The sequence below is a fragment of the Acinetobacter sp. YH01004 genome (genome assembly GCF_013420455.1).
Classification (GTDB): Bacteria; Pseudomonadota; Gammaproteobacteria; order Pseudomonadales; family Moraxellaceae; genus Acinetobacter; species Acinetobacter towneri.
The window spans coordinates 53,458-77,456 of sequence record NZ_VOXZ01000001.1 but is presented as its reverse complement, the minus strand read 5'-3'; the positions used below and the strand labels follow the sequence as shown (position 1 = coordinate 77,456).

Here is a 23,999-nt window from a genome sequence, read left to right as displayed (position 1 = left end):
CCTGTAAATAATTTTGTATTTGTGCTTTTTATATGTGAATACTAGGACTTCCACTGACACCAAGATTTTAGCATAACTTTTCTTTTAATCGTTCATAGGGTGTTTTGCCATTCATGGCTGCATGAGGTCGGGCATAATTGTAAAATGCCTCCCATTCGGCCAGCTTGGCTTTTAAATCCACATCATCGGTGTAGTCTAATAGCTGGTAGAACTCCATTTTATCCGTCTTATGAGATCGTTCGACCTTACCGTTATGTTTAGGTGTTCGGGGTTTAATATAGCGATGATGAACGGCATGATCATTCAGATGCCAATGGAATTTAGACTGAAACTCATGACCGTTTTCAGTCTGAATGGTATGAATACGGAAAGGAAATTTGTTGATCACATAATTGACTAAATCAATAGCATTGGCTTGATTATGTTTCTCATAAATCTTTAATACCCTAATTCTAGTTGCATCATCAATAGCGGTATATTGATATCGTTTGACTTGTTTTCCATTTTGATCTTTAAAAAAGAGAAACTTTACATCAACTTGAACGTGATGCCCTGGTACTTGTTTTTTATAACGTTGAGGAATAGGAATAGAACGTTTACGCTGATTTTGGGGTAATCGATTCATACCATGCCGTTTTAAAACATGGTACGCCCCAGCTGCTGAAATTTTAATTTGGTGATAACGCCATAAATACCAACTGATCCGTAGTTGTCCAAAATGATAGTGTTGACGTAAATAAATAATCTTATCTTCAATCACAGCAGGCGTGCGTAGCTTAAGGTTCTGTGGACATGGCTTACTGTTGACTAATCCTATCTCTCCTTTGGATTTATAATTCCTCTTCCAACGATAAAAAGTATTTCGTGAAATACCAAAATATCGACAGGTCAATACAACATTGCCATTTTGTTCAGCATGAGCAAACACTTTTAATTTATGGGCAATTTCCCGTTGGGCTTTTGTACTCAAAATTCAAACTCCTATGACATGAGGTAAAATTTACCAAAATGTCAGTAGAAGTCTCAATTTTCACACATTACTCAATTATCCATTTACTTTTAAGGTCGATTAGATCGATATAATTAAAATGTAGTCAAATTTACTGACATAGATTTTTGAACGCCCTCTTTTGAAGAGCGTGTAACCAAGTGTTTTTAAAACTGTATTTACACAGAATTATTTACACCCTTTACCAGTCAATTTCTTAACTGACTGGCATTAGTCCGTATCGAGGTATTTCAATTAATGCCATTTCGCACTTGTTGCAAAATCCAATCCTCATATTCTTGTAGTGTTTCTTGTAGCATATCCATAGGTCGTACGATGTAGTGCCTTTCAACTAATGCACTTGGTTTATGACCTGATATCTGTGCTAAAGATCCTTCATTGATTTTTGCCCAAATAGCTAACGTTTTATATGATCTCCTCAATCCATGGGGAGTAAGTTCAATATTTAGTTTTTTACATATTTTCTCTAAGCTATCGTAAGGATTAACAATATGGCCACATTCAGCGCCCTTACTGCTAAATATGAATTTAGAATCAGAATTTTTCTTTAGTTCTAATAATAAGCTTTCAACATATGCAGTTAGAGGAATTAGGCGACCTTCATCTTCAATTTTATCCCTGACTTTTGCTGTTTTCCAACGAAAATCGACATCTGTCCATTTTAATGAAAGCAGCTCATTCTTTCTGCAACCAGTGATTAAACTACATATCAAAAAAATCGCTATTTTTCTGCTAGTTAACTTATTTACCTCTTCAAACCATGGTTTTAGATGCTGTTTCATCAAACAATCATTCTTGGCTTTTGGGGAAGGGACTTTATCTTTAACTTTTTTTGAGTTGTATGATTTTGGAGGCACTAAGTTTTCATAATCCTCGTGTTCATCACACCAATTCAGGAAAGCTCGTGTAAGTCTGTATGCTTTAGCTGATGTTGTTGGACGGAAGTCATTGTGATCAAGCCAATCGCATAATACATCTGCAGTTAATTCAGAAAGTTTGTACTCAAACAGTTGAAAAATGGGTTGACTGGTATAAACACTATTTTTTTCAGGATCGTAACCACCTCTAGATAATTCGATGTGGTCCTGATAACTTCTTGGTCGCCAATTAGGTTGTCTTGCTTTTAAATATTCAAACCATACATCTTTAAATTTAATAGTTTTGCGTTTTTCTTGTTTTAGCAGTTCTTTATTATCAGCTAAAGCTTTCTTACGCTCGATTAATGGGTCAATCCCTTTGTGGCACATAATCGCCAATTCTTGTGCATATTTACGAGCTTCATCTAATTTCCATACATCAACGTCACCAATTTTGATACGACGGTTTTGAAGACCAATACGGCCTTGGAAAATGTAGCTTTTATTATTTTTAGGTGTAACTTTGACGCCGAATCCTGGTGTTTTCTCATCCCAAAAAAAAGTTGGTTTATTTTTGTCTGAGCAATCAATTTTATCAATAGCAGGTTTTGTTAACTTCATTCTAGTAAGCATCTGGTAAGCAAGTAGTAAGCAAAATCAATATATATTAATCAACAAAAAGAGTTAATAATAAATTATTAAAATTACATAAATATATGATAGTATTGACATTATATTTTTAATTTGTTGATTTTAAATTACTATGTTAACGGACTCATAATCCGTTGGTCGACAGTTCAAGTCTGTCTGGGCCCACCATATAAAACAACCACTTAGGTGTACTAATCCTAAGTGGTTTTTTATTTTAAGCTTTATGTCAGCAATTGAAATGTAGTCTGTGAGCAGCTCAAAAGCTTATTCATTTAAGATTCCACTTGCACATCTACTTCTTCCTCGCCAACAACGTCGCAAAACGCTGTTTAATGCGATTGCCATCTGCATCTGTGCGGTGCAACTCACCGACATTTTCATTGTATTTCACAATATCCCAATCAGCATAATAAGCACTTAACTCACCCGCTTTAAAACTAAAAGGGAAGTCTTGTTGCACAGGGTAATCTTCAGTATCCATAGCGCAAACAATTAAGTTAAAGCCTTGTGGTTTGGTCGCTTGCTGCATGTGCTGAATAAGCGTAGGAATGGTTTCAGGCGCCAAAAACATCATCACCACTGTACAGTTAATGAAGTCATATTCCTCCGTAATTGTGGCATCCTGATTTAAATCCCGCACAGTAGTTTGAATAGATGAAATCTGTTCTGTAGCAATAATTTCATTTAATTTTTGGATACTACTCGGATTCACATCCCAAGCATCCACCTGAAAACCGTTTTGGCTCAAATACAGCGCATTTCGGCCTGTACCACAGCCAACATCCAAAGCTTTACCCACGGTTAACTGTGGAAGTGCCATTAAAATTTCAGAATGTGTTGGGCTTAATTTATACTTTTTAACAAAATAATCTTGAGGCAAACAATAAAAACTAAGCTGGCACTCAATATCATCACTGGCAGATACAATTTTATGCCACGCTTGCGGTTCAATAAATGGTGGTTGATTTTCCACGGAAAAAATATGCTCAGATTGTACTTCACCAGATTCATGCAGCATCGAAAAATGCAATTCGCCTTTTAAAATAGTCAACTTTGCCCATGTGCCGACTTGGGTATTGTGTTGTTTTTTAAACCCTTGTGGAATTGAGTCATAATTCCAAATTGGAAGTTGTTTATAACAGATCAATTCTTGTTGCATCATAAACTCCAGTTATACCGATTCTGATGGGGTAAAGCTTCACAGTAATGTAGTGTCTTGTGTAGATTAGAAAATATCATCTTCATTTCAGCATAACATTGCAGACCTGTTTCAGCCATCTTCTGAATTTTATCCATCTCATTAAAATCAAAATTATTTAAATGATGTAGATGGTTAAAATACCAAACTGAAAAATATTCACCTCAAATTGCATGATTTTCATGTCTATTCAGTTGTGAATGTTTTACCATAAGCTGTTTTAATTCATTGAATTATCCCGTGTTTATTCAAGCCAATCAGTACGTTATTCCAACACAGCAGCATGATTATCCTGAATGGCATCGTGGGCGTGAGCGTTATGTGCTTTGGTATTTAGCTGTTCAACATCCAGCTTTAGAATGTTATTTACAACAATTAAAACAGCAATTTTCAGATGTATTATTTCGCCCAAACACTCGCCAGTTTCATATCACCTTATATATTTGTGGGTTTTATGCAGCAAAAAAGCATTGGGAAGATGACTTTCTCGAGTCACAATTTCAACAACAAGTTCAAGCCTTACAGCAGTTGCAACTAGAGCCTTTTCAACTGAAAGTGGGCGGCATCAATAGTTTTGATAGTGCTTTATTTGTAGAAGTGCAAGATCAATCACAGCAACTGGCGCGTATACGTCAGGCACTTAGCGTAGGCGGGGCTGAAATCGCAGCTTTACAGTATCATCCACATATTACTTTGGGTTTATATCAAACAGCGTGTTCAACCAATTTGATTTTGCAGCGTATTCAAAATCTCCCCGTGCAATATTTCGATTTAGATATCCATCATTTAAATTTTGGTTATTATCAGGCACACACTTTACAAGGTCAGCTATTTAGCACGCATCAATTTCCTTTGGAGCACATGTGATTCAACTTATTTTGGGCGGTGCGCGTTCGGGTAAAAGCCGTATGGCTGAGCAAACCGCGCAGCAACTTGGCAAATCCGTCATTTATGTAGCAACTGCACAAGCGGGCGATGCAGAAATGCAGGCGCGGATTCAGCATCATCAACAACAGCGTCCGCAGACTTGGCAATTGTGCGAAGAGCCTTTGTATTTGGCGGAGCAGTTAAAGATGCTGGATCATCCGAATGCTGTGATTTTAGTAGATTGTCTGACCTTGTGGATGAGTAATTTGTTGATGCAATCTGCAGAAAGCTTTGCCGAACAACAAATTTCAGCATTGCTCGAAGTTTTGCCTCAGTTGCAAGCCGATATTATTTTAGTGAGCAATGAAACAGGTTTGGGCGTTGTACCGATGGGCGAAATAACCCGAAAATTTGTCGATGAAACAGGGCGATTACATCAGCAATTGGGACAAATTGCAGACAAAGTGCAGTTCTGCGTCGCAGGTTTTCCAATGCTTTTAAAAGGAGAGAAGAAATGACTTGGTGGTTTGCAGCGTGTCAAAAGCCAAATGAACAGATGAAACAACAGGCAATTGCACGACAACTTCAATTGACCAAACCAACAGGTTCATTGGCAGCATTGGAAAATATTGCGATTCAACTGGCGGCTTTGCAAGGAACAACGCAGCCGAATATTGAACGTCCGTGGATATGTATTTTCGCAGGCGATCATGGCGTGATGGAAGAAAATATTTCCGCCTATCCCCAAGCCGTGACTCGGCAAATGCTACAAAATTTTGCCACAGGTGGGGCATGTATCAGCGTCATCGCCCGACAATATCAGGCGCATTTACAAGTGGTGGATTGCGGCTCGGTCGGGGAAGCGTATGAATATGCAGGAGTAGAGCGGCATTGTATTCGTGCAGGCACAGCGAATTTTGCTAAAACCCGCGCCATGACTGAACAAGCGTGTGCAGATGCGATGGCACTTGGACGTCAAAGTGTGGAAGATGCCATCGCACAGCAGGCCTCGATTTATGTCGCAGGTGAAATGGGTATTGGAAATACCTGTTCGGCATCAGCCTTGTCTTGCTTTTTATTACAAGAACCTGCTGAAGCCTTGACTGGCATAGGCACAGGAATTGACACTGCACAATTGCAACATAAAAAACAGGTGATTGATGCTGCTTTAGCTCTACATCAGAACTATGTGCAAGATGATGCTTTTAAAGCCTTATGTGCAGTTGGTGGATTGGAGGTCGCTGCAATGGTGGGCGCGTATATTCGCTGTGCGCAGTTGGGCTTGCCGATGGTGGTGGATGGTTTTATCAGCAGTGCTGCTGCATTAGTTGCAGTGCGTTTAAATCCTCAAGTCCGAGAATGGATGTTGTTTGGGCATCAATCGGCTGAATATGGACATCGTCGCTTATTAGAAGCATTAGGTGCACAAGCCTTGCTGCATCTAAATTTGCGCTTAGGTGAGGGCAGCGGTGCGGGCGCGGCATTGGGCATTATCCAACTGGCCTGTGCCTTGCATAATCAAATGGCGACTTTTGCCGAAGCTGCGGTTATTGGTGAGAAAGTATCTTTATGATCATGCTAGACCTATTAAGACATGGCGAAACAGAATTGGGTCATACTTTGCGTGGCTCAACCGATGATGCTTTGACTTTAAAAGGTTGGCAAGACATGCAGCAGACTTTAAACACGGCAATAGCTACAGGACAGCGATGGGATGTTGTGGCAAGTTCACCTTTACAGCGTTGTCTGCAGGTTGCTCAGACCTTTGCGCAAGCACAGCAATTGCCACTGTATATTGATGCACAATTTCAGGAAATGCATTTTGGTGCATGGGAAGCTATTTCCACTCAAACCTTATATGAACAATACCCTGAAGATTTAGCTAAATTTTGGATGACACCGACCCAATTTAGTCCGCCACAAGCAGAATCTTTGCTAAATTTTCAGCAGCGCGTTTTGCAAGGTCTGTCCGATCTCAACCAATATTTACAACAACTCGAGCAACAACCTAAACGTGTGTTATTGGTCACGCATGGCGGGGTAATTAAATTGCTCAAAGTATTGGCGCAGAAAAAATCTTTAGACGATATTTTAAAAATGTCTGCAGCGTTGGGGCAATTGAGTTCATTCCAGTTACATCCCAATGGCAACATTTGCATGCAGGGGTAAACATGACACCTTTTTGGATTGCCTTGCAATTCCTGAGCACTTTTCCTGTTTCTTTAAAACAGATGCCAACTGCAGCGCAAAATGCACAATCACTGCTGTTTTATCCGCTCGTTGGCTTACTAATTGGAGCTGCGCTGTGGGGGATGGCGCATTTATTGCAATTCTTGCCTTTGGTTCTGAGTAGCAGCTTAATTTTAGTGCTCTGGATTTGGCTGACAGGTGGTTTACATTTAGATGGACTGGCTGATACTGCCGATGCATGGGTCGGCGGTTTTGGTGATCCTGAACGTAGCTTAAACATCATGAAAGACCCAAGCAGCGGCCCGATTGGAGTATTGAGCTTACTGATCTGCTGTTTATTAAAATGGTCTGCGTTGTATGTATTGCTCGAACAACAGTATTTGGCATTTTTGCTGTTTGTACCCGTATTGGGACGATTAAGCGCTTTGGTTTTATTTTTAAGCACGCCTTATTTACGTGCCAATGGTTTAGGCACTGCTATTCAGGCACATTTGCCTAAAACAGGCACAAAAATTGTGATCGCATTGACCTTGCTTGCAGGAGTGCTTTGGGGATGGGTGGGTTTGGTGACCGTTCTGACTTTTATCCTTAGCACCTTGTATTTGCGATATAAATTTATGCAGCGTTTAGGTGGAATTACGGGCGATACCGTTGGTGCGAGTATTGAAATAACAGAAAGCATGATGTTATTGGCTATTGCGATTCTTTGGTTTTTAATAAATTAGCTTTTGAGCAGTTTTTCTTGTTTCAAGTGCGCTGAAAATTGAAATAATATAAGCGAATGAATTTACAGCTATTTATGCACTCAATTTCAGCAAGTATGCAGATGAATTTGTCATTTGTCGGAAAGTTCCTAAATTAGATTTGCTATTTTTTTTAAATATGATAATAGTAGTTTATGTCAATCAGCCTTGATGGCATTTGTATCTCAGGATGAGATCACAAACGTGATGTATAAAAATCAAAAGGAATGTCATTTATGATCAAACTGTTAAAGCAAATTTTCTGTATCCATATTTATGAATATGACGCAATGGAAGAAATCGGGGCGCATTTAGAGTGTCGTAAGTGTGGGGATTCTAAGACACAATAATGTTAAGTATTGAATCTGTATTAAAACCAAGTGAGTCTTTATGACTCACTTTTTTATTTTAGGCTAATAGCCTGAATATTTTGCTTAGTCTTGCCTGCATGTATAGATTAGACTGCACTTATCCATCTTCAAAACTACATATATCATTCCCACCTCTTTTGGTGGGGAGACTTCTCATGCTGTACGAAGTTTGATTTATACAAGTGCACAATTAAATTTTCTATCCTCCGCACACTTTATCCCACAAGGTATTCCGCTTAAAATCCAGTACCTAGAAATATTGAACTGACCGTATTTATGGCTAAAAACTTTCAAGAAAAAACGTATATTGTAGATGACAATCTAGCAGATACTTTGACGTGGTTGCTGCATCATCAGGACTGTTATGATCGGTTTTATTATGATGCGATTCAGCAACAACTGACGGTAGAACATGCCAACGGGGTAGATATTATTAAAACAGGGCAGTATTTAAATGCCAGTTACGGAATTTTAATCACCTCTTAAAAGCATTGCCGCATAAACTTATTTTGCTGCATAAAAAACAAAGTCCCTTTGCGGGACTTTGTACATTTGGATGGATGCTAAAACTTTAAGCCATTGCCATCGCATCTACCGACAATTCAGAAACCGTTGGTTTAGCACGTTCAGGCACTAAGCCTAACTTTTGGAACAATTGTTTGTCTTTGCCTTCGCCTGCGTTTGGTGTAGTTAAAAGTTTTTCACCTGAGAATAACGAGTTCGCACCTGCCATAAATGCCAATGCCTGATCTGAATCAGACAACGATTCACGCCCTGCAGACAAACGAATATAGCTGTTTGGCATGATAATACGTGCAACTGCAATAGTACGAATCCATTCAATCACATCTAGCTTTTCGACTTCAGCCAGTGGTGTACCTTCAATCGGAACTAACATATTGATCGGCACAGATTCAGGATGTAACGGTAAAGTCGCCAATTCATGCAATAAACCAATACGGTCTTGGGTGTCTTCACCTAAACCGACAATACCGCCACTACACACTTTCATACCTGTTTGACGCACAATATCCAAAGTATTTAAGCGGTCATCAAAGCTACGAGTACTAATGACATTCGGATAATATTCACGCGATGTGTCTAGGTTGTGGTTGTAATAATCCAAACCTGCATCTTTTAAGCGTTCTGCCTGAGATTGATTCAACATCCCTAAAGTCATGCAAGTTTCTAAGCCCAGAGCTTTGACTTCACGCACCATTTCTAAAACATAGGGCATATCACGTTCATGCGGATTACGCCAAGCAGCGCCCATACAAAAACGTGAAGAACCTGATGCTAAAGCTTCTTTAGCCTCTTGAATGACTTTATCAACCGCAATGCGTTTTTCAGCTTCAAGCTGTGAATCATAATGCGCAGACTGCGAGCAATATTTGCAGTCCTCAGGGCATTTACCTGTTTTAATCGACAATAAGGTACTGACTTGTACAGTATTGGCAGCAAAATGTTGGCGATGCACACGCTGTGCTTCAAAGACTAAATCCAGAAAAGGCTGTTCATATAACTGCTGAATTTCTTCTCGAGTCCAATCATTGCGTACTGACATAAGTAAAAGTCCATCATCCCTATTATTCATAGTCTGTATCATACACAAATAGTTTGAATCAGAAAGGCATAATCTCCCAATTTCGTGGCAAATATTCGACAGAATAGAATTAAAATCATGCAGTCTATTTAGTTGCAAACTTAAGCAATTTTTCTGATATTTCGCTGCAAAATTAAATTTTATGGATTATTATTTTTGCGATGAATTGGTTGCTAAAATTTAGTTATTTGCATAAATTGGCAAGAAAACTGCACTTAAAATATCGCACTATTTTGGTGGTAGTTTTTGTTTAAATTTTAGGCTGTTTAAGCAATTGTTCCTGAATGGCCCAATCCATATGGATTTGCACAATCTCATCATGCTGTGTTCGCGTTTGCTGCAAAATTTGTAAAATCTGTGCTGAAAATGGGGCATTTCCAAGCCCGATTGCAATATTACGCATAAAACTTTGATAGCCTGTACGACGTAATGGACTACCTTCGGTTTTGGCTAAAAATGTGCTTTCATCCCATTGCCATAAATCTAGCAAGCTGACCTGATCTAAGGCATGTCGGGGATGAAAATCCTCCACCGTGGTGACTTGAGCAAAGCTATTCCACGGGCAAATCAGTTGGCAATCATCACAACCAAACACCCGATTACCAATGCCACGACGTAATTCTTCAGGAATGATACCCTGATATTCAATGGTCAAATAAGCAATACATTTACGCGCATCTAACATATAAGGTTCAACAATGGCTTGCGTTGGGCAAATGTCGATGCAGGCTGTGCAAGAGCCGCAATGCGATGTTGCAGGTGGATCAAAAGGCAAATCTAGTGAAGTAAACAGCTCACCCAATACAAAAAATGACCCAGATTTTTTATGAATCAGTAAGGTATGTTTACCTGTCCAACCCATGCCAGCACTTTCAGCCAACGACTTTTCAAAAATCGGGGCTGAGTCCGCAAAGGGGCGTGATTCAAACTCGCCCACTTTTTCACGAATACGGGTGGCAAGAGTTTTTAGGCGTCCGCGCATGACTTTATGATAATCGCGCCCACGTGCATAACGGGCAATAATTGCAGAGTTAGGTGCATCGGGAATGTGTCGTGGACGTGGTGTTTCCACCAAATAATTCATGCGCACACAAATAATGCTTTTTGTATTCGGCACTAACAGGGTGGGATTGGCGCGCTTGTCTAAATTTTCTTCTAGAAACTTCATATCGCCATGATAGCCACGTTTTAAATATTCCTGAAAACGTGCTAATTCTGCTTGAGCATCTGGTTTGGCAATGACACAATCAGCAAAACCAAGCGCCAAAGCTTGAGCTTTAATCCACGCTTTCAAGGCGGCTGGATCGTCTTGATGCAGAGAAATATGTGCTGAAGTAGTGGATGTTGCCATAACAAAATAGAAGGGAAGAAAATGCCGCAGCAAGTGTACCATAGCCCTGTTTATCATAGCCAAAGTATTCAAGCGTGGGAGCAGCGCTGGTTTTCCCGTCAAAATAGTTCTTACGGTTTAATGCAGCAAGTGGCGTGGACACTGCATTTACAACTTCGCAAAATTTTTGCCGCACAGCCATCTACAATACAAAAAATTGCTGTGTGTTGTGGACAAGGCAATAACGCAGGCGATGGCTATTTAACTGCAAAATATTTAAAACAAGCAGGTTTTCAAGTCGATATTTATGCCGCAACACGCGGTTCATCGGCAGATTTACATCAGGCTTTTTTAGAAGCTCAGACAGAACAAGTCAATATAATTCAAGGTTTTGCATTTCAACAAAGTTATGACTGCTATATTGATGCATTATTTGGTATTGGTTTAGATCGTCCTTTAAATGATGAGTGGCAGTCGCTTATTCACGCAATGAATCAACAAGCGGGTTTAAAAATTGCGGTTGATATTCCAAGCGGTTTAAATGCCAACACGGGGCAGCCATTGCCATGTGCAATTAAAGCCGATTACACCTTTACAGCTTTGGGTTTGAAAGCAGGGTTATTTACAGGGCAGGCACAGGAATATACTGGACTGGTCGATGTGCTGGATTTGATTCCAGCCGATGCAGAACTCAAAGCGTTGGCCCAACTCACACCACATTTGATTCAATTACCCGCACGGCAGGCTTTTGGACACAAAGGCAGTTATGGGCATGTGTTGATTGTGGGCGGACATGCGCAAATGGGTGGTGCGGTGATGATGGCTGCAGAAGCCGCATCAAGCGCAGGTGCAGGGAAAGTGACTGTGGTCTGTCATGCCAAACATCATGTGGCGATATTAAGCCGTGCGCCGAATTTAATGTTGCGGGATATAGACGCACTGACAGGCGCAGAAATTCAGCACTTAATTTCACAGGTCGATGCCGTAAGTTTAGGGATGGGTTTAGGACGTGATGCTTGGGCAGAACAGCATTATGCAGACTGGTTTGCTGCACTAAATCAGTCCGAGGTAGAAGTAGTTTACGATGCCGATGCCTTATGGTTTTTGGCGAAGCAAGCGCATTCATCGCATCATCCAGCCCAACTAAAACCGAACAGTTATGCCACACCACATTCAGGTGAGGCTGCGACCTTGCTCAATACTACGGTTGCAGCCATTGAAGCAGACCGTATTGCCGCGATTCAGCAATTGCAGCAACGCTATGCAGGCGATTGGGTGTTAAAAGGTTCAGGTAGTTTGACTTTGCAAGCTGCATCTACAGAACCGCAAGCAAGTTCATTGTGGATTTGTACCGCAGGCAATCCTGGTATGGGTACAGGTGGTATGGGCGATGTGTTGGCAGGCATGATTGCCAGTTTAAAAGCCCAGTTTCATCATAAAATTCAATTGCATGAAATTGTCATGTTACATGCCTTGGCGGGGGATGTATTGGCACAGCAGGGCATGCGCGGTTTACAGGCACAGCACATGAGCCAAGCGATTTATCAGGTTGTGAATCGGTAAAATATAAGCGATGGCGATGCTGATTTAGCGACGTCTGGAGCTTGAGCGACTGCGCCCGCGAGCCATACCGCCCAAGGCATTGAGCACAGCCAATTTGGTCATACTGCCCGATGCATGAGCATGGCAAATTGCAGCAGCCAAAGCATCGGCAGCATCTTGTTGTGGTTTGATGGATAGATTTAATAATTTCATGACCATCATTTGTACTTGTTCTTTATCGGCAGCGCCATAACCCACGACAGATTGTTTAATTTGACGAGCGGTATATTCCGCCACTTGTAAATCTAAATTTACCAAAGCGGCAATCGCTGCCCCGCGAGCCTGTCCCAATTTTAAGGCAGAGTCTGGATTTTGCGCCATAAACACTTGTTCAACTGCTGCTTCAGTCGGGCCGTGAAATTTCACAATCCGTTCAATCCCTGCAAAAATCCGTTTTAAGCGTTCGGGCATTTCACTGGTTTCGGTGCGAATGGTTCCTGCATCTACAAAACGTAATTTAGCGCCATCACGTTCAATAATGCCGTAGCCCGTTAGACGAGAACCAGGGTCGATTCCAATAATAAGTGACATGCCAAGCCTTAAAAAATTACATCAAGTTGAATTATAGGAGTTTAAATCTCTTTTGTGTGGAGTAATTTCAAAACATTCGGTCAGTAAGCTGCCGTTTAAACAATTAGCATGTATCCTTTGCCATATTTTCAATTTTGGACTTCATTTTATTTTAAGTTTTGAGGCGTATATTTTATATACGGTAGCAAATGAGAGCGGCAATGAAGTGGATTAATAGGCTAAAACAGTGGGCGAAGCAAATTAAACGAGATGTTTATGCGGTGTGGTTTGCAGCACGTGATCCTGAAACACCGTTTATGGCAAAGCTTTTGGCATTGTTGGTCGCTGCTTATGCTATTTCTCCCATTGATTTAATTCCAGACTTTATACCTGTTTTGGGTTATTTGGATGATTTGATTTTAGTGCCATTGGGCATCATGTTGGTATTGCGTTTAGTACCTGCAGAGGTAATGCAGCGCTGTCGTTTACAAGCCGATGCGATCAGTCAAAAACCGAGCAGTTATATTGCAGCATCAGTTTTTATTGCGTTGTGGTTATTATTGGCTTATGCCGCATATTTTTATCTTTATCGTTTAAATATATAGACGTATTAAGTCTGTTATTGGGTGATGATGAAAATATTAATGACAGACTTAACCTTTAAAAATACAATAATGCCCATATTGAAACAACAGCGAATCAAAAAAGCTTGATCCCGATGAAGCACTTGGTTACTGCATTTTATTTATTTTGTTGAGATTAGATTAATTTTCATGAAATTATTTCTTATTGTTCTAATTGGCTTAGTTCTTGAAGTCTTCGTCTGGATTGGTGTGGGCGACCTAGTGGGGAGCATGTGGTACGTGTTCTTTTGGTTTGTCGCTGCTTTCTTCATTGGTTTGAACCTGATTCGTAAATATTCTGCAGGCGTGATGCCACAAATGCAGCAAATGCAAATGGGGCAGATGAGTGCCGATCCTGCGCTGAGCAATAATTTACCTAAAATTTTTGCGGGTTTTTTATTGATGATTCCAGGATTAATTAGCGATGTTTTGGCATTGCTGGTGATGATTCCTGCCGTACAAAATGCCTTTAAAGCGGCAATGATGAAAGCCATGATGAAACGTCAGCAAGCCATGATGGATCAAATGATGGGTGGCATGATGGGCGATATGAATGGCATGGGCGGAGCAGGTCAAAACCCGTTTGCAGATTTAATGCGCCAAATGCAAGACATGCAAAATCAGCAGGGCGGTGGTCGTGATTCCAGTATTATTGACGGTGAAGCACGTGAAATTACCCCCGATGCGAAAAAAATTGAAATGAAAGATGTCAATCCACCTAAATAATATAGGTGATGCTTGAGATCAAACCGAATCGTGCTGATTCGGTTTTTTTTATGTGTGTTTTTGGGTAAATATTCAAATATTGAGAGGCCTATTTTAAAGCCTTATTTATTCTCTTGCTGCACAAGGTATAATCGGACTTTCAATTCTCCTAATGTATTTATGTCTTTGTTATTCACCATTTGTGCGCTGCATTTTGTGGCACAGCTTAGCCCAGGCCCAGATGTTTTATTAATTGCCAAAAGTGCAGCCAGCAATACCCGTCGTAATACCTTGCAGATTATTGCGGGCATTTCATCGGGGATTGTGGTGTGGGTAGTGCTGACCCTATTGGGTTTTACGGTTTTGGTGCAGCAGTTTCCTTGGATTCAGCAAGTCTTAATGCTGATTGGCGGTTTATTTCTTGCCAAAATGGGATGGGGCATGTTGTCGGGTGGTTGGCATAGTTGGCAGCAGCGTAAACAGTTTGATGATACTCAAGTGCAAATTCCAGCCGCAAAAAACTACTTTTTATTGGGTCTATTCACCAATTTATCTAATCCGAAAACCTTAATTTATTTTAGTAGTGTATTTGCTTTGGCGTTGAGTTCATCGGCAAGTGCATCTTTAAAAGCCCAATTGGCAGTGATTATTCCAATCCAAACTTTTGTGACATTTACATTATTTATGTTGCTACTTTCGACACCAAAAATGAAAAAGTTATATCAGCGTTCAGGCAGTTATATTGATATGGTCTCGGGCGGATTATTTTTATTATTTGCTGTGTGGTTGTGGTTAGATGCACTGCGTATGTTTTAAAACATAGGTTTTGATGCCAATTAGTTAGATGATTTGATGTTGTCCAAAGCCAAGTTTGACGATTTTTCATTCAGTATTTCGGTTGCAGTCGTGTTTTCAGTTTTATCTAAATGATTGGGCTGATAAGTACGGTTTGATTGCAAAGTTGCTTCGGTATTTTCCGAACCTTGGTATTTACGACTACGGTTGGCACGTTCTCGCAAGCCACCTTTTTTAATGAGTTGCACCACTTTAACTTTACTCCGTGTAATAAAAAAATATGTGCTGAAAGCCAAGCTTGAGTCTAAACTTCAAGTAATCGAGCATGCAGAATTTTAGCATGGCATACCTATTTTAGATGGATAAAGTGACTGTTTATTCAAAAATACGATTTGCGCGAATAGCAGAACTTTGACATTCTAATTCACAAGCGATTGTGTCTGCTCAATCATCCAAAGGATGCAGGCTACAAAGTGTCACAGTTGTTTAAACAAAATTACACTGCATCAGGGTAGATGGTGTAACAATAAAAACAAGAATTACAGTGAAGTAGGAGAATACCTATGCTGTATCATCAGTATCGTTGCGCATGTTGCAATCGGGTGGTGGAATCATCAGAAAAAGAATGTGGTACTTGTGGTTCACACAATATTCGTAGTCCTTATAGTTTCTGGTTATTCTGTATTTTGGCATGCTTGGCAGCAGCCGTTGTGTTTAAAGTCGTGCATGTATATTTGCAAGATCATCAAGAAGTACCTGTGCAACAATCGGTGCTTGAGGTGATTCGTACCCAATAAGTGCTACATCCAAGCTTAATGTTTATTTCGTCTATACAAGATTTCAAAAAATCCTGAGTCATTAAATGGCTCAGGATTTTATTCAACTGTTTTTTCAATATTGAAGAGACTCACCATTTTATTCTTCAATATGGATGAGCAATTTAAAAAGATTAGCGACTTAAGAAGTCAGCTTGGTTGATTGCAGACAGTGCAGCATTCACCTCAAAAATCTTGCCACGAATATCCTTCACGCCAAAACTTTCTAAACGTGCAGTGTGCATTTTTAAATAGCGTTCAGCATTGGCCGCATGATCAAACAGATAGATTCCACCTGCTTCCTGTGTTTGACCGTTCTCAGTCCAAATTTTCCAAAGCATGCCAGTTTCTAGGTTAATGCTTTCTGCAAGTTCACGGTACGCTTGGCTCATGCTTTCGCCAAATGGGCCTTCAGAAGGGAAATCGACTTGAAGAATAACCGCCATAATAAACTCCTACATCATTATCTTAGATGAGTATTTAAAAAATCTCAGGAATGATTCACTATAACATATTCGTATTTTGTATATTGTGGTTTGACAGCTAAATTTTAGGCATAAAAAAGCCCACCGAAGTGAGCTTGATAAAACTGAAAAGTTTTACATTACAGACCTGCAGAAGCTTTTAACGCCTCAACTTTGTCGGTTTTTTCCCATGTAAATGCAGTGTCAGAACCTTGACGACCAAAGTGGCCATAAGCTGCAGTCTGTTTATACATTGGTTGTAACAGGTTCAACATGTTGGTAATGCCGTATGGACGTAAATCGAAGTGTTCACGTACTAAAGCAATAATCAACTCATCTGCCACTTTTGCAGTGTTGAAGGTGTTGATTGAAATTGACGTTGGCTCTGCAACACCAATAGCATAAGACACCTGAATTTCACATTTGTCTGCCAAGCCAGCTGCCACAATATTCTTTGCAACATAACGACCTGCGTAAGCAGCAGAACGGTCAACTTTAGATGGGTCTTTACCAGAGAATGCACCGCCACCATGACGTGCCATGCCGCCGTAAGTATCGACAATGATTTTACGACCAGTTAAACCGCAGTCACCGACAGGGCCGCCAATCACAAACATACCTGTTGGGTTGATGTGGAATTTGGTGTCTGCATGGAACATTTCTGCAGGAATCACTTTTTTCACAATTTCTTCAATTACCGCTTCTTTAAGCTGAATTTGCGAAATTTCAGGATCGTGCTGAGTAGATAACACCACCGCGTCCAAACGTACAGGCACACCATTTTCATAAGCAAAAGTCACCTGACTTTTTGCATCTGGGCGTAACCACGGCAAAGCACCACTGCGACGTAATTCAGCTTGCTTTTCCATTAAGCGGTGTGCGTAAGAAATTGGGGCAGGCATTAATACATCAGTTTCACGGCTGGCGTAACCAAACATCAAACCTTGGTCACCTGCGCCTTGATCTTCAGGCTTTTGACGGTCTACACCTTGTGCAATTTCAGGTGATTGTTTACCAATCATGTTAATGACCGCACAGGTTGAACCATCAAAACCTAAGTCAGAATGATGGTAACCAATGCCATTTACGGTTTGACGAACAACGGCTTCAAAATCGACATTTGCAGTTGTTGTGATTTCACCTGCCAGTACAACCGCACCCGTTTTTACAAGCGTTTCACAAGCAACCCGCGCATAAGGGTCTTCTTTTAAGATTGCATCCAAAATGGCATCACTGATTTGGTCAGCCATTTTATCTGGATGGCCTTCGCTTACAGATTCCGAGGTAAATACAGCGTACTCGCGCATAAGTCCTATCACAGTTAAATTCAAAAGACGCAATATGTTACATCGAGTTAGACTTTAGGACTAGCGCATTACGACTAAATTGGCTGAATTTATTTCAATTCAATGACTTTTTATCGCATATCTTTAGCTAAAAAATAGATAAAGTATCGGTATGACTATATTGTGACTCAAAAATATTCATGTTGGCTAAAGTATGCTGTCATAATTTTAAACTAAGGAGCACCTTGTTTTTAAGTGGTGAATCATTTTTAAAAACAATATTGTAGATGGGTAATTTAAAGACTTTGAATTGACTTTATCTGCATCAAGCTGCATTTTCAAAAGCTGTTTTAAAATTTTGGACGATGGCTGTGATTCAATTTATTGTGTGAAAAGTGAATAAAATTCAAGATGTGTTAAAATCTGTCTATTATTTCTACAGAATACTGTTGTGTTTTAACTTGTTGCTAGGCATTTGATTGGAGTTGCTGCAAGAGCGACATCACAATTCCATCCTGCGTCTATAAATTGAAATATCTATACTTTAGAATTTTGCCAAGAATAGAGCTTAACACGGCAATTAGCTATTTTCTTGTTGTTATAAACGTGAAAACGTCTTTGAATTTGCACGAAAAATACCCTGAATGGGAATTAATGCGGAAATATTGTTGCATAGGCTTTACCCCTCAGGCGTTTTTTTGAGAGAATAGCGGCTGTTTTGAATTCTATTCATCTTCTTCTATTTAACGATTTTTTGTGGACTCTGACCTATGACGACCCCGCTTAACGAACGTCGTATTGCAAACGCAATTCGTGTATTGGCAATGGATGCTGTGCAAAAAGCAAATTCAGGACATCCAGGTGCACCGATGGGGATGGCAGATATTGCCGATGTGGTGTGGCGTGAATTTTTGAATCACAACCCAACCAATCCACAATGGGCAAACCGCGACCGTTTTGTATTGTCTAATGGTCATGGTTCAATGTTGCAATATGCGTTGTTGCATTTAACAGGTTATGATCTTTCAATCGAAGATTTAAAAGCGTTCCGTCAGTTACACTCTAAAACACCTGGCCACCCAGAATTGGGTTATGCACCAGGGATTGAAACCACCACTGGTCCACTCGGTCAGGGGATTGCAAATGCTGTTGGTTTTGCTTTAGCAGAAAAAACACTGGCTGCACAATTTAATAAAGAAGATATTCAGGTTGTAGACCATTTCACTTACTGTTTCTTGGGTGATGGTTGCTTAATGGAAGGTGTTTCACACGAAGCATGTTCATTGGCAGGTACTTTAGGTTTAGGCAAGCTGGTTGTTTATTATGATGACAACGGCATTTCTATTGATGGTGAAGTAGAAGGCTGGTTCTCTGACGATACCGAACAACGTTTCTTATCTTACGGCTGGCAAGTCTTAAAAGTTGATGGTCACGATGCCGATGCAATTCGTGCTGCAACGGTTGAAGCAAAAGCTGAAACGCAAAAACCGACTATTATTATTTGTAAAACTGTTATTGGTTTAGGTTCGCCAAACAAACAAGGTAAAGAAGACTGTCACGGTGCGCCATTAGGCCATGATGAAATCGCTTTGACGCGTCAAGCATTAGGCTGGACAGATGAAGCATTTGTTATTCCTGAAGATGTATATGCCGCTTGGGATGCTAAAGCGAAAGGTGCAGAAGCAGAAGCAGCATGGAATACAACTTTTGATGCCTATGCGGCAAAATATCCAACGGAAGCTGCAGAACTTAAACGCCGTTTAAGCGGTGAACTACCTGCAGAATTCATCGCGCAGGCAGATGCGTTTATTGCTGAAACCAATGCTAAAGCTGAAACTATTGCAACGCGTAAAGCCAGCCAAAATACTTTGCAAGCATTTGGCCCATTATTGCCTGAATTATTGGGTGGTTCTGCAGACTTGGCAGGTTCAAACTTAACCCTTTGGAAGGGTTGCCAAGGCGTTCAGGACAATGCAGCAGGGAACTACGTGCATTATGGCGTACGTGAGTTTGGTATGACTGCTATTGCAAATGGTGTAGCACTTCACGGTGGTTTCATTCCTTACGTTGCAACATTCTTAATGTTTATGGAATATGCGCGTAATGCCGTGCGTATGTCTGCATTAATGAAGCAACGTGTGATTCATGTGTATACCCACGACTCGATTGGTTTGGGTGAAGATGGTCCAACACACCAACCGATTGAACAAATTGCATCTTTACGTGGTACGCCAAACTTAAATACATGGCGTCCTGCAGATACCGTTGAAGCGGCTATTTCTTGGAAATCTGCATTAGTACGCAGCGAAGGTCCAACTGCTTTAATTTTCTCACGTCAAAACTTGCCATTCCAAACTCGTACTCAAGCGCAAATTGAGAACGTGGCAAAAGGTGGTTATGTCTTGGCTGAAGAAAAAGGTGAATTGAAAGCCATTATTATTGCAACAGGTTCAGAAGTGGGCTTGGCAATGGAAGCATACGCGCAGCTTGAAGGTGTACGTGTTGTGTCTATGCCGTGTGCAGAAGAATTTGTGAAGCAAGATGCAGCATATCGTGAAGCGGTATTGCCATCACATATTCGTGCACGTGTTGCGGTTGAAGCAGCGCATGTAGACTACTGGTGGAAGTTTGTCGGCTTAGACGGTAAAGTTATTGGTATGACAACTTATGGTGAATCTGCACCTGCAAAAGACTTGTATCAGTACTTTGGCATTACCACTGAAGCGGTTGTTGCTGCAGTAAAAGAATTAACAGCTTAATTTTTTAATCCAGTGTTTTTAAAGGCGTTCCTGCAAAGGGACGTCTTTTATTTTTGCATATTTGTTTGGTATTCGATGTGATGATCCAACAAATTTTGTCAGTGTAAGTCAGGTTTGTGAATAAACCTCTGTGTAATTGAGTGAGATGAGAAATGAGTTTGTACGAGCAAATTAATGATGAAGTCACTTTAATGGATGCGGGTGAGCAAAAGTGGATTGGACAAGATTTACCACTTGAAGCTATGGTGGCGGTAGAGTTGTTGTTACAGGATTTGGCTGAAGATCAGCAAATCAAAATTCGCCGTAAGAACCATGAAAAGCAATCAGGCTTAAAGCAGGTTGATCGTATTTTGATTGAGAAGCTTTAATCTATTGCGATGAATACGGTGCATTAAAAGGTGTATCGTCAAAAACAGCTTTATTCTATGCGTAGGGTAAAGCTTTTTTATTGCTGAAAAATAGTGTATAAAATAGCCTAAGCATAATATGAATTGTGCATAATTAGTAAAATGATTCGATGCAAAAATAATCAGGCAACATCAAAGCTTGCAGACAACTATATTAGATCGTCAATTTAAGCACATCGACATTGTAGCGTTAAGTGAAATCCAATTTGAGCAATGGCAACCACTTTGGCAGGGTTATCAGCAATTTTATCAGGTGCAATTAAGTGATGAGGTTACGCAAAATACGTGGTCAAAACTAATTAATCCACACAGTACGCATATTTATGGTTTTGCTGCCGTATATCAAACTCAAGTTGTCGCCATTGTGCATGTAATTGAACATGACAGTTGTTGGACGCTTAAACCTTATGCCTATTTGCAAGATTTATATACCTTGCCTGAGTACAGAGGGATGGGAATTGCTCAGCAGCTTATTCAGCAGGTGAATCAAACAGCGCAACAGCGTGAATGTGATCGGGTATATTGGCTGACTCATGAAGATAATTTACAGGCACGGCAGTTGTATGATCGTGTCGCAAAAAGAACAGGTTTTATTCAATATCGCAGCCCTGCAACAGCGATGTAAAACGCGCATGCATATTTTTACAAATTTATCGTTTCAGTCATGCAACATACTGTTTTATCTTTAATCCTGTATTTGCAGCAAAAATCTATAAACTAAACCTCATTGAAACGTATCAACACTTTTAGAGATGAACAATATGAACATGAAATCAATTGCTTTAGGTTTGGCTATCGCGTCTGCAGCAACAATGACAATGGCTAAACCAGTGGCTTATCAAATTGACCCAACGCATACTGCTACTGTATTTACTTGGGATCACTTCGGTTTTTCTACGCCATCAGGTAACTTCTCAGACATTCAAGGTACTATCAACATTGATGAGAAAAAACCTGCTAACTCATCTGTGAATGTGACGATTCCATTAAGTAGCATCAACACCAACGTAAAAGCTTTAGATGAGCACTTAATGGCAGCAGATTGGTTTGATGCAGCAAAATATCCAACCATTACTTTTAAAAGTACAAAAGTTGAAACTCAAGACAAGAAAAACTTTAAAATCACAGGTGATTTAACAGTTAAAGGTGTAACTAAGCCAGTGGTACTTGACGCAGTATTGAACAAACAAGGTCCACACCCAATGACTCAGGCAGCGACTGTTGGTTTTAATGCAACAACATCATTCAACCGTTCTGCATTTGGTATCGCAAGCTATGTACCAAACGTAGGTGATAAAATTACTGTCAACATCACTACAGAAGCGTCTGTAGCTGCTAAAAAATAAGTAGTAATGATTTGATCAAAAAGCATCATTTTAAAAATGGTGCTTTTTTATGTCTGTGATTTTTATCCATGATTTTAATGTCAGCAACTTGAGGTCTATGGCTTTAAAATCTGTTTGGATGAATGGCTTTTTTATTTTACTTTTTGTCCATTCGTATATCCAAAACATAAAAAATGCGAACCGAAGTTCGCATTTTCATTCATCATGTTAAGGTTGAATTAACCAACTTAGAAGAAGCCAGCAGGTTTAGTTGAGTAGCTCACCAACAAGTTCTTGGTTTGTTGATAATGTTCTAACATCATCTTGTGGTTTTCACGGCCAATACCTGATTTTTTATAACCACCGAAAGCGGCATGCGCAGGGTAGATGTGGTAACAGTTCGTCCAAACGCGACCCGCCTGAATAGCACGGCCTGCACGGTAAGAAGTGTGCGCAGAACGTGACCAAACACCTGCACCTAAACCGTAAATGGTGTCATTGGCAATTTTAATGGCTTCATCAAAGTCTTTAAATGTAGTCACAGAAAGCACTGGGCCGAAAATTTCTTCTTGGAAAATTTTCATGTCATTGGTGCCTTTGAAAATTGTCGGCTCAATATAGAAACCACTGCCAACTTCATGACGTTCACCGCCACCTGTTAAAACTTGCGCACCTTCGGCACGACCTGTCGCAATACAACCCAAGATTTTGTTTTGTTGTTCTTGCGATGCCTGCGCACCAATCATAGTTTCAGTATCAAGCGGGTGACCTGTTTTAATACGTTTAACACGTTCAATGGCTTTTTCAAGGAAACGGTCAGCAATACTTTCCTGTACGAGCGCACGTGATGGACAAGTACAAATTTCACCCTGATTCAGCGCAAACATAGCAAAGCCTTCGAGTGCTTTGTCTAAGTAGTCGTCATCTTGCGCCATAATATCTTCAAAGAAAATATTTGGAGATTTACCACCAAGCTCTAAAGTCACTGGAATGATGTTTTCAGTGGCGTATTGCATGATCAATTGACCGACCTGGGTTGAACCTGTGAATGCAATTTTGGCAATACGTGGATTGGTTGCCAATGGGCGACCCACTTCTACACCGTAACCATTGACTACGTTTAATACGCCTGCTGGCAATAAATCTTGAATCAGTTCGACCAAAACTAAAATACTAGCAGGGGTTTGCTCCGCAGGTTTAAGTACAATACAGTTACCCGCAGCCAAAGCAGGTGCAAGTTTCCATGTTGCCATTAAAATTGGGAAGTTCCATGGAATAATTTGCCCCACAACGCCCAACGGCTCATGAAAGTGATAGGCAATGGTATCTTCATCAATTTCAGAAATTCCGCCTTCTTGGGCACGAATACAGCCTGCAAAATAACGGAAATGGTCAATCGCCAATGGAATGTCGGCAGCCAATGTTTCCCGAACAGGCTTACCATTATCCCATGTTTCTGCCACTGCCAATAATTCTAGATTTTGTTCTAAACGATCTGCAATTTTAAGCAGAATGTTGGAGCGTGTGGTTGGAGATGAGCTGTTCCATTGTGCTTTGGCTTTATGGGCTGCATCTAAAGCCAGTTCAATGTCTTCTGCCGATGAGCGTGGGACTTTGGTAAATACTTTGCCATCTACAGGAGAGATATTTTCAAAGTATTCGCCTTTTACAGGGGCGACCCACTCGCCACCAATAAAGTTTTCGTATTGTGCTTTAAATTGAACTTTTGAACCGGGTTGATTGGGATCTACGTAACGCATAATTCTCTTCCTTTGATGGTTTTTTATAATCTGCCGTCATCTTTACCTTTTATCACAATCCTGTGTCTAAAATCAGGTTAAATTTACGGCTAAGGTATAAGGTACTTTAGTACGTTATTTGATTAGCAT

At 40.3% G+C, this 23,999-nt stretch carries 25 protein-coding genes; 15 read left to right on the top strand and 10 right to left on the bottom strand.

Going from position 1 to position 23,999, the window contains the following annotated elements:
- Positions 1–67 precede the first annotated feature (67 nt).
- The 3 genes from FTT71_RS00390 to tehB all read right to left on the bottom strand — a co-directional run bounded on the left by FTT71_RS00390 (position 68) and on the right by tehB (position 3,676).
- The gene (locus tag FTT71_RS00390) at positions 68–970 is read right to left on the bottom strand and encodes an IS481 family transposase (RefSeq protein WP_179997021.1); all 903 of its coding nucleotides are present in this window, start codon (positions 968–970) and stop codon (positions 68–70) included.
- A 269-nt stretch (positions 971–1,239) separates the two neighbouring features.
- A complete protein-coding gene (locus tag FTT71_RS00385) occupies positions 1,240–2,487 on the bottom strand; it encodes an integrase family protein (protein WP_131261641.1) in 1,248 nt (415 codons plus the stop codon).
- A 322-nt stretch (positions 2,488–2,809) separates the two neighbouring features.
- Positions 2,810–3,676 (bottom strand): SAM-dependent methyltransferase TehB, encoded by an 867-nt coding sequence (gene tehB / locus FTT71_RS00380; protein WP_180160632.1) that lies wholly within the window; start codon positions 3,674–3,676, stop codon positions 2,810–2,812.
- A gap of 279 nt (positions 3,677–3,955) precedes the next feature.
- Here tehB and FTT71_RS00375 point away from each other — a divergent pair, with 279 nt between their 5' ends.
- The 6 genes from FTT71_RS00375 (at position 3,956) to FTT71_RS00350 (ending at position 8,372) form a co-directional block, all read left to right on the top strand.
- A complete protein-coding gene (locus tag FTT71_RS00375) occupies positions 3,956–4,582 on the top strand; it encodes a 2'-5' RNA ligase family protein (protein WP_096901204.1) in 627 nt (208 codons plus the stop codon).
- Positions 4,579–5,100: a bifunctional adenosylcobinamide kinase/adenosylcobinamide-phosphate guanylyltransferase gene (gene cobU / locus FTT71_RS00370; RefSeq protein WP_096901203.1), complete on the top strand. Its 522-nt coding sequence runs from the start codon at positions 4,579–4,581 to the stop codon at positions 5,098–5,100. Before FTT71_RS00375 ends, cobU begins: the two co-directional genes overlap by 4 nt.
- Complete coding sequence (cobT, locus tag FTT71_RS00365) at positions 5,097–6,155, top strand: nicotinate-nucleotide--dimethylbenzimidazole phosphoribosyltransferase (protein WP_004976913.1); 1,059 nt, start codon at positions 5,097–5,099, stop codon at positions 6,153–6,155. The genes cobU and cobT overlap by 4 nt, the downstream gene beginning before the upstream one ends.
- Positions 6,152–6,751, top strand: coding sequence for a histidine phosphatase family protein (locus FTT71_RS00360; protein ID WP_180160631.1), 600 nt, complete (start codon positions 6,152–6,154; stop codon positions 6,749–6,751). Before cobT ends, FTT71_RS00360 begins: the two co-directional genes overlap by 4 nt.
- A gap of 2 nt (positions 6,752–6,753) precedes the next feature.
- Positions 6,754–7,497, top strand: coding sequence for an adenosylcobinamide-GDP ribazoletransferase (locus tag FTT71_RS00355; protein WP_004976907.1), 744 nt, complete (start codon positions 6,754–6,756; stop codon positions 7,495–7,497).
- A gap of 665 nt (positions 7,498–8,162) precedes the next feature.
- Positions 8,163–8,372 carry a hypothetical protein gene (locus tag FTT71_RS00350; RefSeq protein ID WP_004976903.1) on the top strand — a complete coding sequence of 70 codons (210 nt, stop codon included), beginning with the start codon at positions 8,163–8,165 and terminating at the stop codon, positions 8,370–8,372.
- 85 nt (positions 8,373–8,457) lie between these two features.
- Here the strand turns inward: FTT71_RS00350 and bioB are convergent, their stop codons facing one another.
- Both bioB and queG read right to left on the bottom strand, forming a co-directional pair.
- A complete protein-coding gene (gene bioB, locus FTT71_RS00345; RefSeq protein ID WP_104851863.1) occupies positions 8,458–9,450 on the bottom strand; it encodes a biotin synthase BioB in 993 nt (330 codons plus the stop codon).
- Positions 9,451–9,739: 289 nt separating this feature from the next.
- Entirely contained in the window at positions 9,740–10,840 is a 1,101-nt protein-coding gene (queG, locus tag FTT71_RS00340) for a tRNA epoxyqueuosine(34) reductase QueG (protein ID WP_218955386.1), read from the bottom strand.
- A gap of 21 nt (positions 10,841–10,861) precedes the next feature.
- Here queG and FTT71_RS00335 point away from each other — a divergent pair, with 21 nt between their 5' ends.
- Entirely contained in the window at positions 10,862–12,382 is a 1,521-nt protein-coding gene (locus FTT71_RS00335; RefSeq protein WP_180160630.1) for an NAD(P)H-hydrate dehydratase, read from the top strand.
- A 24-nt stretch (positions 12,383–12,406) separates the two neighbouring features.
- Here FTT71_RS00335 and ruvC read toward each other — a convergent pair whose 3' ends face one another.
- Positions 12,407–12,952 (bottom strand): crossover junction endodeoxyribonuclease RuvC, encoded by a 546-nt coding sequence (gene ruvC, locus FTT71_RS00330; RefSeq protein ID WP_004976895.1) that lies wholly within the window; start codon positions 12,950–12,952, stop codon positions 12,407–12,409.
- Between the two features lie 200 nt (positions 12,953–13,152).
- On the opposite strand from ruvC, the gene FTT71_RS00325 reads away from it, so the two are divergent.
- From FTT71_RS00325 to FTT71_RS00315, 3 genes are all read left to right on the top strand, one after another.
- Positions 13,153–13,536, top strand: a complete 384-nt coding sequence (locus FTT71_RS00325) for a YkvA family protein (protein ID WP_096901198.1) — start codon at positions 13,153–13,155, stop codon at positions 13,534–13,536.
- A 168-nt stretch (positions 13,537–13,704) separates the two neighbouring features.
- Positions 13,705–14,280, top strand: a complete 576-nt coding sequence (locus FTT71_RS00320) for an FxsA family protein (protein ID WP_004976892.1) — start codon at positions 13,705–13,707, stop codon at positions 14,278–14,280.
- Between the two features lie 159 nt (positions 14,281–14,439).
- On the top strand, positions 14,440–15,075 hold the full coding sequence (locus FTT71_RS00315; RefSeq protein ID WP_096901197.1) for a LysE family transporter: 636 nt from the start codon (positions 14,440–14,442) through the stop codon (positions 15,073–15,075).
- Between the two features lie 20 nt (positions 15,076–15,095).
- On the opposite strand, the gene FTT71_RS00310 is transcribed toward FTT71_RS00315, so the two are convergent.
- Positions 15,096–15,305 carry a hypothetical protein gene (locus FTT71_RS00310; protein ID WP_154320816.1) on the bottom strand — a complete coding sequence of 70 codons (210 nt, stop codon included), beginning with the start codon at positions 15,303–15,305 and terminating at the stop codon, positions 15,096–15,098.
- Between the two features lie 315 nt (positions 15,306–15,620).
- Here FTT71_RS00310 and FTT71_RS00305 point away from each other — a divergent pair, with 315 nt between their 5' ends.
- Positions 15,621–15,851, top strand: a complete 231-nt coding sequence (locus FTT71_RS00305; RefSeq protein ID WP_371971114.1) for a hypothetical protein — start codon at positions 15,621–15,623, stop codon at positions 15,849–15,851.
- Between the two features lie 152 nt (positions 15,852–16,003).
- Here FTT71_RS00305 and FTT71_RS00300 read toward each other — a convergent pair whose 3' ends face one another.
- Both FTT71_RS00300 and metK read right to left on the bottom strand, forming a co-directional pair.
- Positions 16,004–16,315: a monooxygenase gene (locus FTT71_RS00300; protein ID WP_096901196.1), complete on the bottom strand. Its 312-nt coding sequence runs from the start codon at positions 16,313–16,315 to the stop codon at positions 16,004–16,006.
- Between the two features lie 158 nt (positions 16,316–16,473).
- Positions 16,474–17,640 carry a methionine adenosyltransferase gene (metK, locus tag FTT71_RS00295; RefSeq protein WP_004976883.1) on the bottom strand — a complete coding sequence of 389 codons (1,167 nt, stop codon included), beginning with the start codon at positions 17,638–17,640 and terminating at the stop codon, positions 16,474–16,476.
- A gap of 749 nt (positions 17,641–18,389) precedes the next feature.
- Here metK and tkt point away from each other — a divergent pair.
- From tkt to FTT71_RS00275, 4 genes are all read left to right on the top strand, one after another.
- Positions 18,390–20,378, top strand: a complete 1,989-nt coding sequence (gene tkt / locus FTT71_RS00290; protein WP_004976881.1) for a transketolase — start codon at positions 18,390–18,392, stop codon at positions 20,376–20,378.
- Positions 20,379–20,530: 152 nt separating this feature from the next.
- On the top strand, positions 20,531–20,746 hold the full coding sequence (locus FTT71_RS00285) for a hypothetical protein (RefSeq protein WP_004976879.1): 216 nt from the start codon (positions 20,531–20,533) through the stop codon (positions 20,744–20,746).
- A 178-nt stretch (positions 20,747–20,924) separates the two neighbouring features.
- Positions 20,925–21,410: a GNAT family N-acetyltransferase gene (locus tag FTT71_RS00280; protein ID WP_218947074.1), complete on the top strand. Its 486-nt coding sequence runs from the start codon at positions 20,925–20,927 to the stop codon at positions 21,408–21,410.
- Positions 21,411–21,546: 136 nt separating this feature from the next.
- Positions 21,547–22,131, top strand: a complete 585-nt coding sequence (locus FTT71_RS00275) for a YceI family protein (RefSeq protein ID WP_004976875.1) — start codon at positions 21,547–21,549, stop codon at positions 22,129–22,131.
- 227 nt (positions 22,132–22,358) lie between these two features.
- On the opposite strand, the gene FTT71_RS00270 is transcribed toward FTT71_RS00275, so the two are convergent.
- Positions 22,359–23,870: an aldehyde dehydrogenase family protein gene (locus FTT71_RS00270; RefSeq protein ID WP_004976873.1), complete on the bottom strand. Its 1,512-nt coding sequence runs from the start codon at positions 23,868–23,870 to the stop codon at positions 22,359–22,361.
- Between the last annotated feature and the right edge of the window lie 129 nt (positions 23,871–23,999).

What these genes read in the sequence shown, in the direction of transcription:
- FTT71_RS00385 (WP_131261641.1), bottom strand. Translation starts at nt 2,487, where the DNA reads ATGAAGTTAACAAAACCTGCTATTGATAAAATTGATTGCTCAGACAAA.
- tehB (WP_180160632.1), bottom strand. Translation starts at nt 3,676, where the DNA reads ATGCAACAAGAATTGATCTGTTATAAACAACTTCCAATTTGGAATTAT.
- cobT (WP_004976913.1), top strand. Translation starts at nt 5,097, where the DNA reads ATGACTTGGTGGTTTGCAGCGTGTCAAAAGCCAAATGAACAGATGAAA.
- FTT71_RS00360 (WP_180160631.1), top strand. Translation starts at nt 6,152, where the DNA reads ATGATCATGCTAGACCTATTAAGACATGGCGAAACAGAATTGGGTCAT.
- FTT71_RS00355 (WP_004976907.1), top strand. Translation starts at nt 6,754, where the DNA reads ATGACACCTTTTTGGATTGCCTTGCAATTCCTGAGCACTTTTCCTGTT.
- FTT71_RS00350 (WP_004976903.1), top strand. Translation starts at nt 8,163, where the DNA reads ATGGCTAAAAACTTTCAAGAAAAAACGTATATTGTAGATGACAATCTA.
- bioB (WP_104851863.1), bottom strand. Translation starts at nt 9,450, where the DNA reads ATGTCAGTACGCAATGATTGGACTCGAGAAGAAATTCAGCAGTTATAT.
- queG (WP_218955386.1), bottom strand. Translation starts at nt 10,840, where the DNA reads ATGGCAACATCCACTACTTCAGCACATATTTCTCTGCATCAAGACGAT.
- FTT71_RS00335 (WP_180160630.1), top strand. Translation starts at nt 10,862, where the DNA reads ATGCCGCAGCAAGTGTACCATAGCCCTGTTTATCATAGCCAAAGTATT.
- ruvC (WP_004976895.1), bottom strand. Translation starts at nt 12,952, where the DNA reads ATGTCACTTATTATTGGAATCGACCCTGGTTCTCGTCTAACGGGCTAC.
- FTT71_RS00325 (WP_096901198.1), top strand. Translation starts at nt 13,153, where the DNA reads ATGAAGTGGATTAATAGGCTAAAACAGTGGGCGAAGCAAATTAAACGA.
- FTT71_RS00320 (WP_004976892.1), top strand. Translation starts at nt 13,705, where the DNA reads ATGAAATTATTTCTTATTGTTCTAATTGGCTTAGTTCTTGAAGTCTTC.
- FTT71_RS00315 (WP_096901197.1), top strand. Translation starts at nt 14,440, where the DNA reads ATGTCTTTGTTATTCACCATTTGTGCGCTGCATTTTGTGGCACAGCTT.
- FTT71_RS00300 (WP_096901196.1), bottom strand. Translation starts at nt 16,315, where the DNA reads ATGGCGGTTATTCTTCAAGTCGATTTCCCTTCTGAAGGCCCATTTGGC.
- metK (WP_004976883.1), bottom strand. Translation starts at nt 17,640, where the DNA reads ATGCGCGAGTACGCTGTATTTACCTCGGAATCTGTAAGCGAAGGCCAT.
- tkt (WP_004976881.1), top strand. Translation starts at nt 18,390, where the DNA reads ATGACGACCCCGCTTAACGAACGTCGTATTGCAAACGCAATTCGTGTA.
- FTT71_RS00285 (WP_004976879.1), top strand. Translation starts at nt 20,531, where the DNA reads ATGAGTTTGTACGAGCAAATTAATGATGAAGTCACTTTAATGGATGCG.
- FTT71_RS00275 (WP_004976875.1), top strand. Translation starts at nt 21,547, where the DNA reads ATGAACATGAAATCAATTGCTTTAGGTTTGGCTATCGCGTCTGCAGCA.
- FTT71_RS00270 (WP_004976873.1), bottom strand. Translation starts at nt 23,870, where the DNA reads ATGCGTTACGTAGATCCCAATCAACCCGGTTCAAAAGTTCAATTTAAA.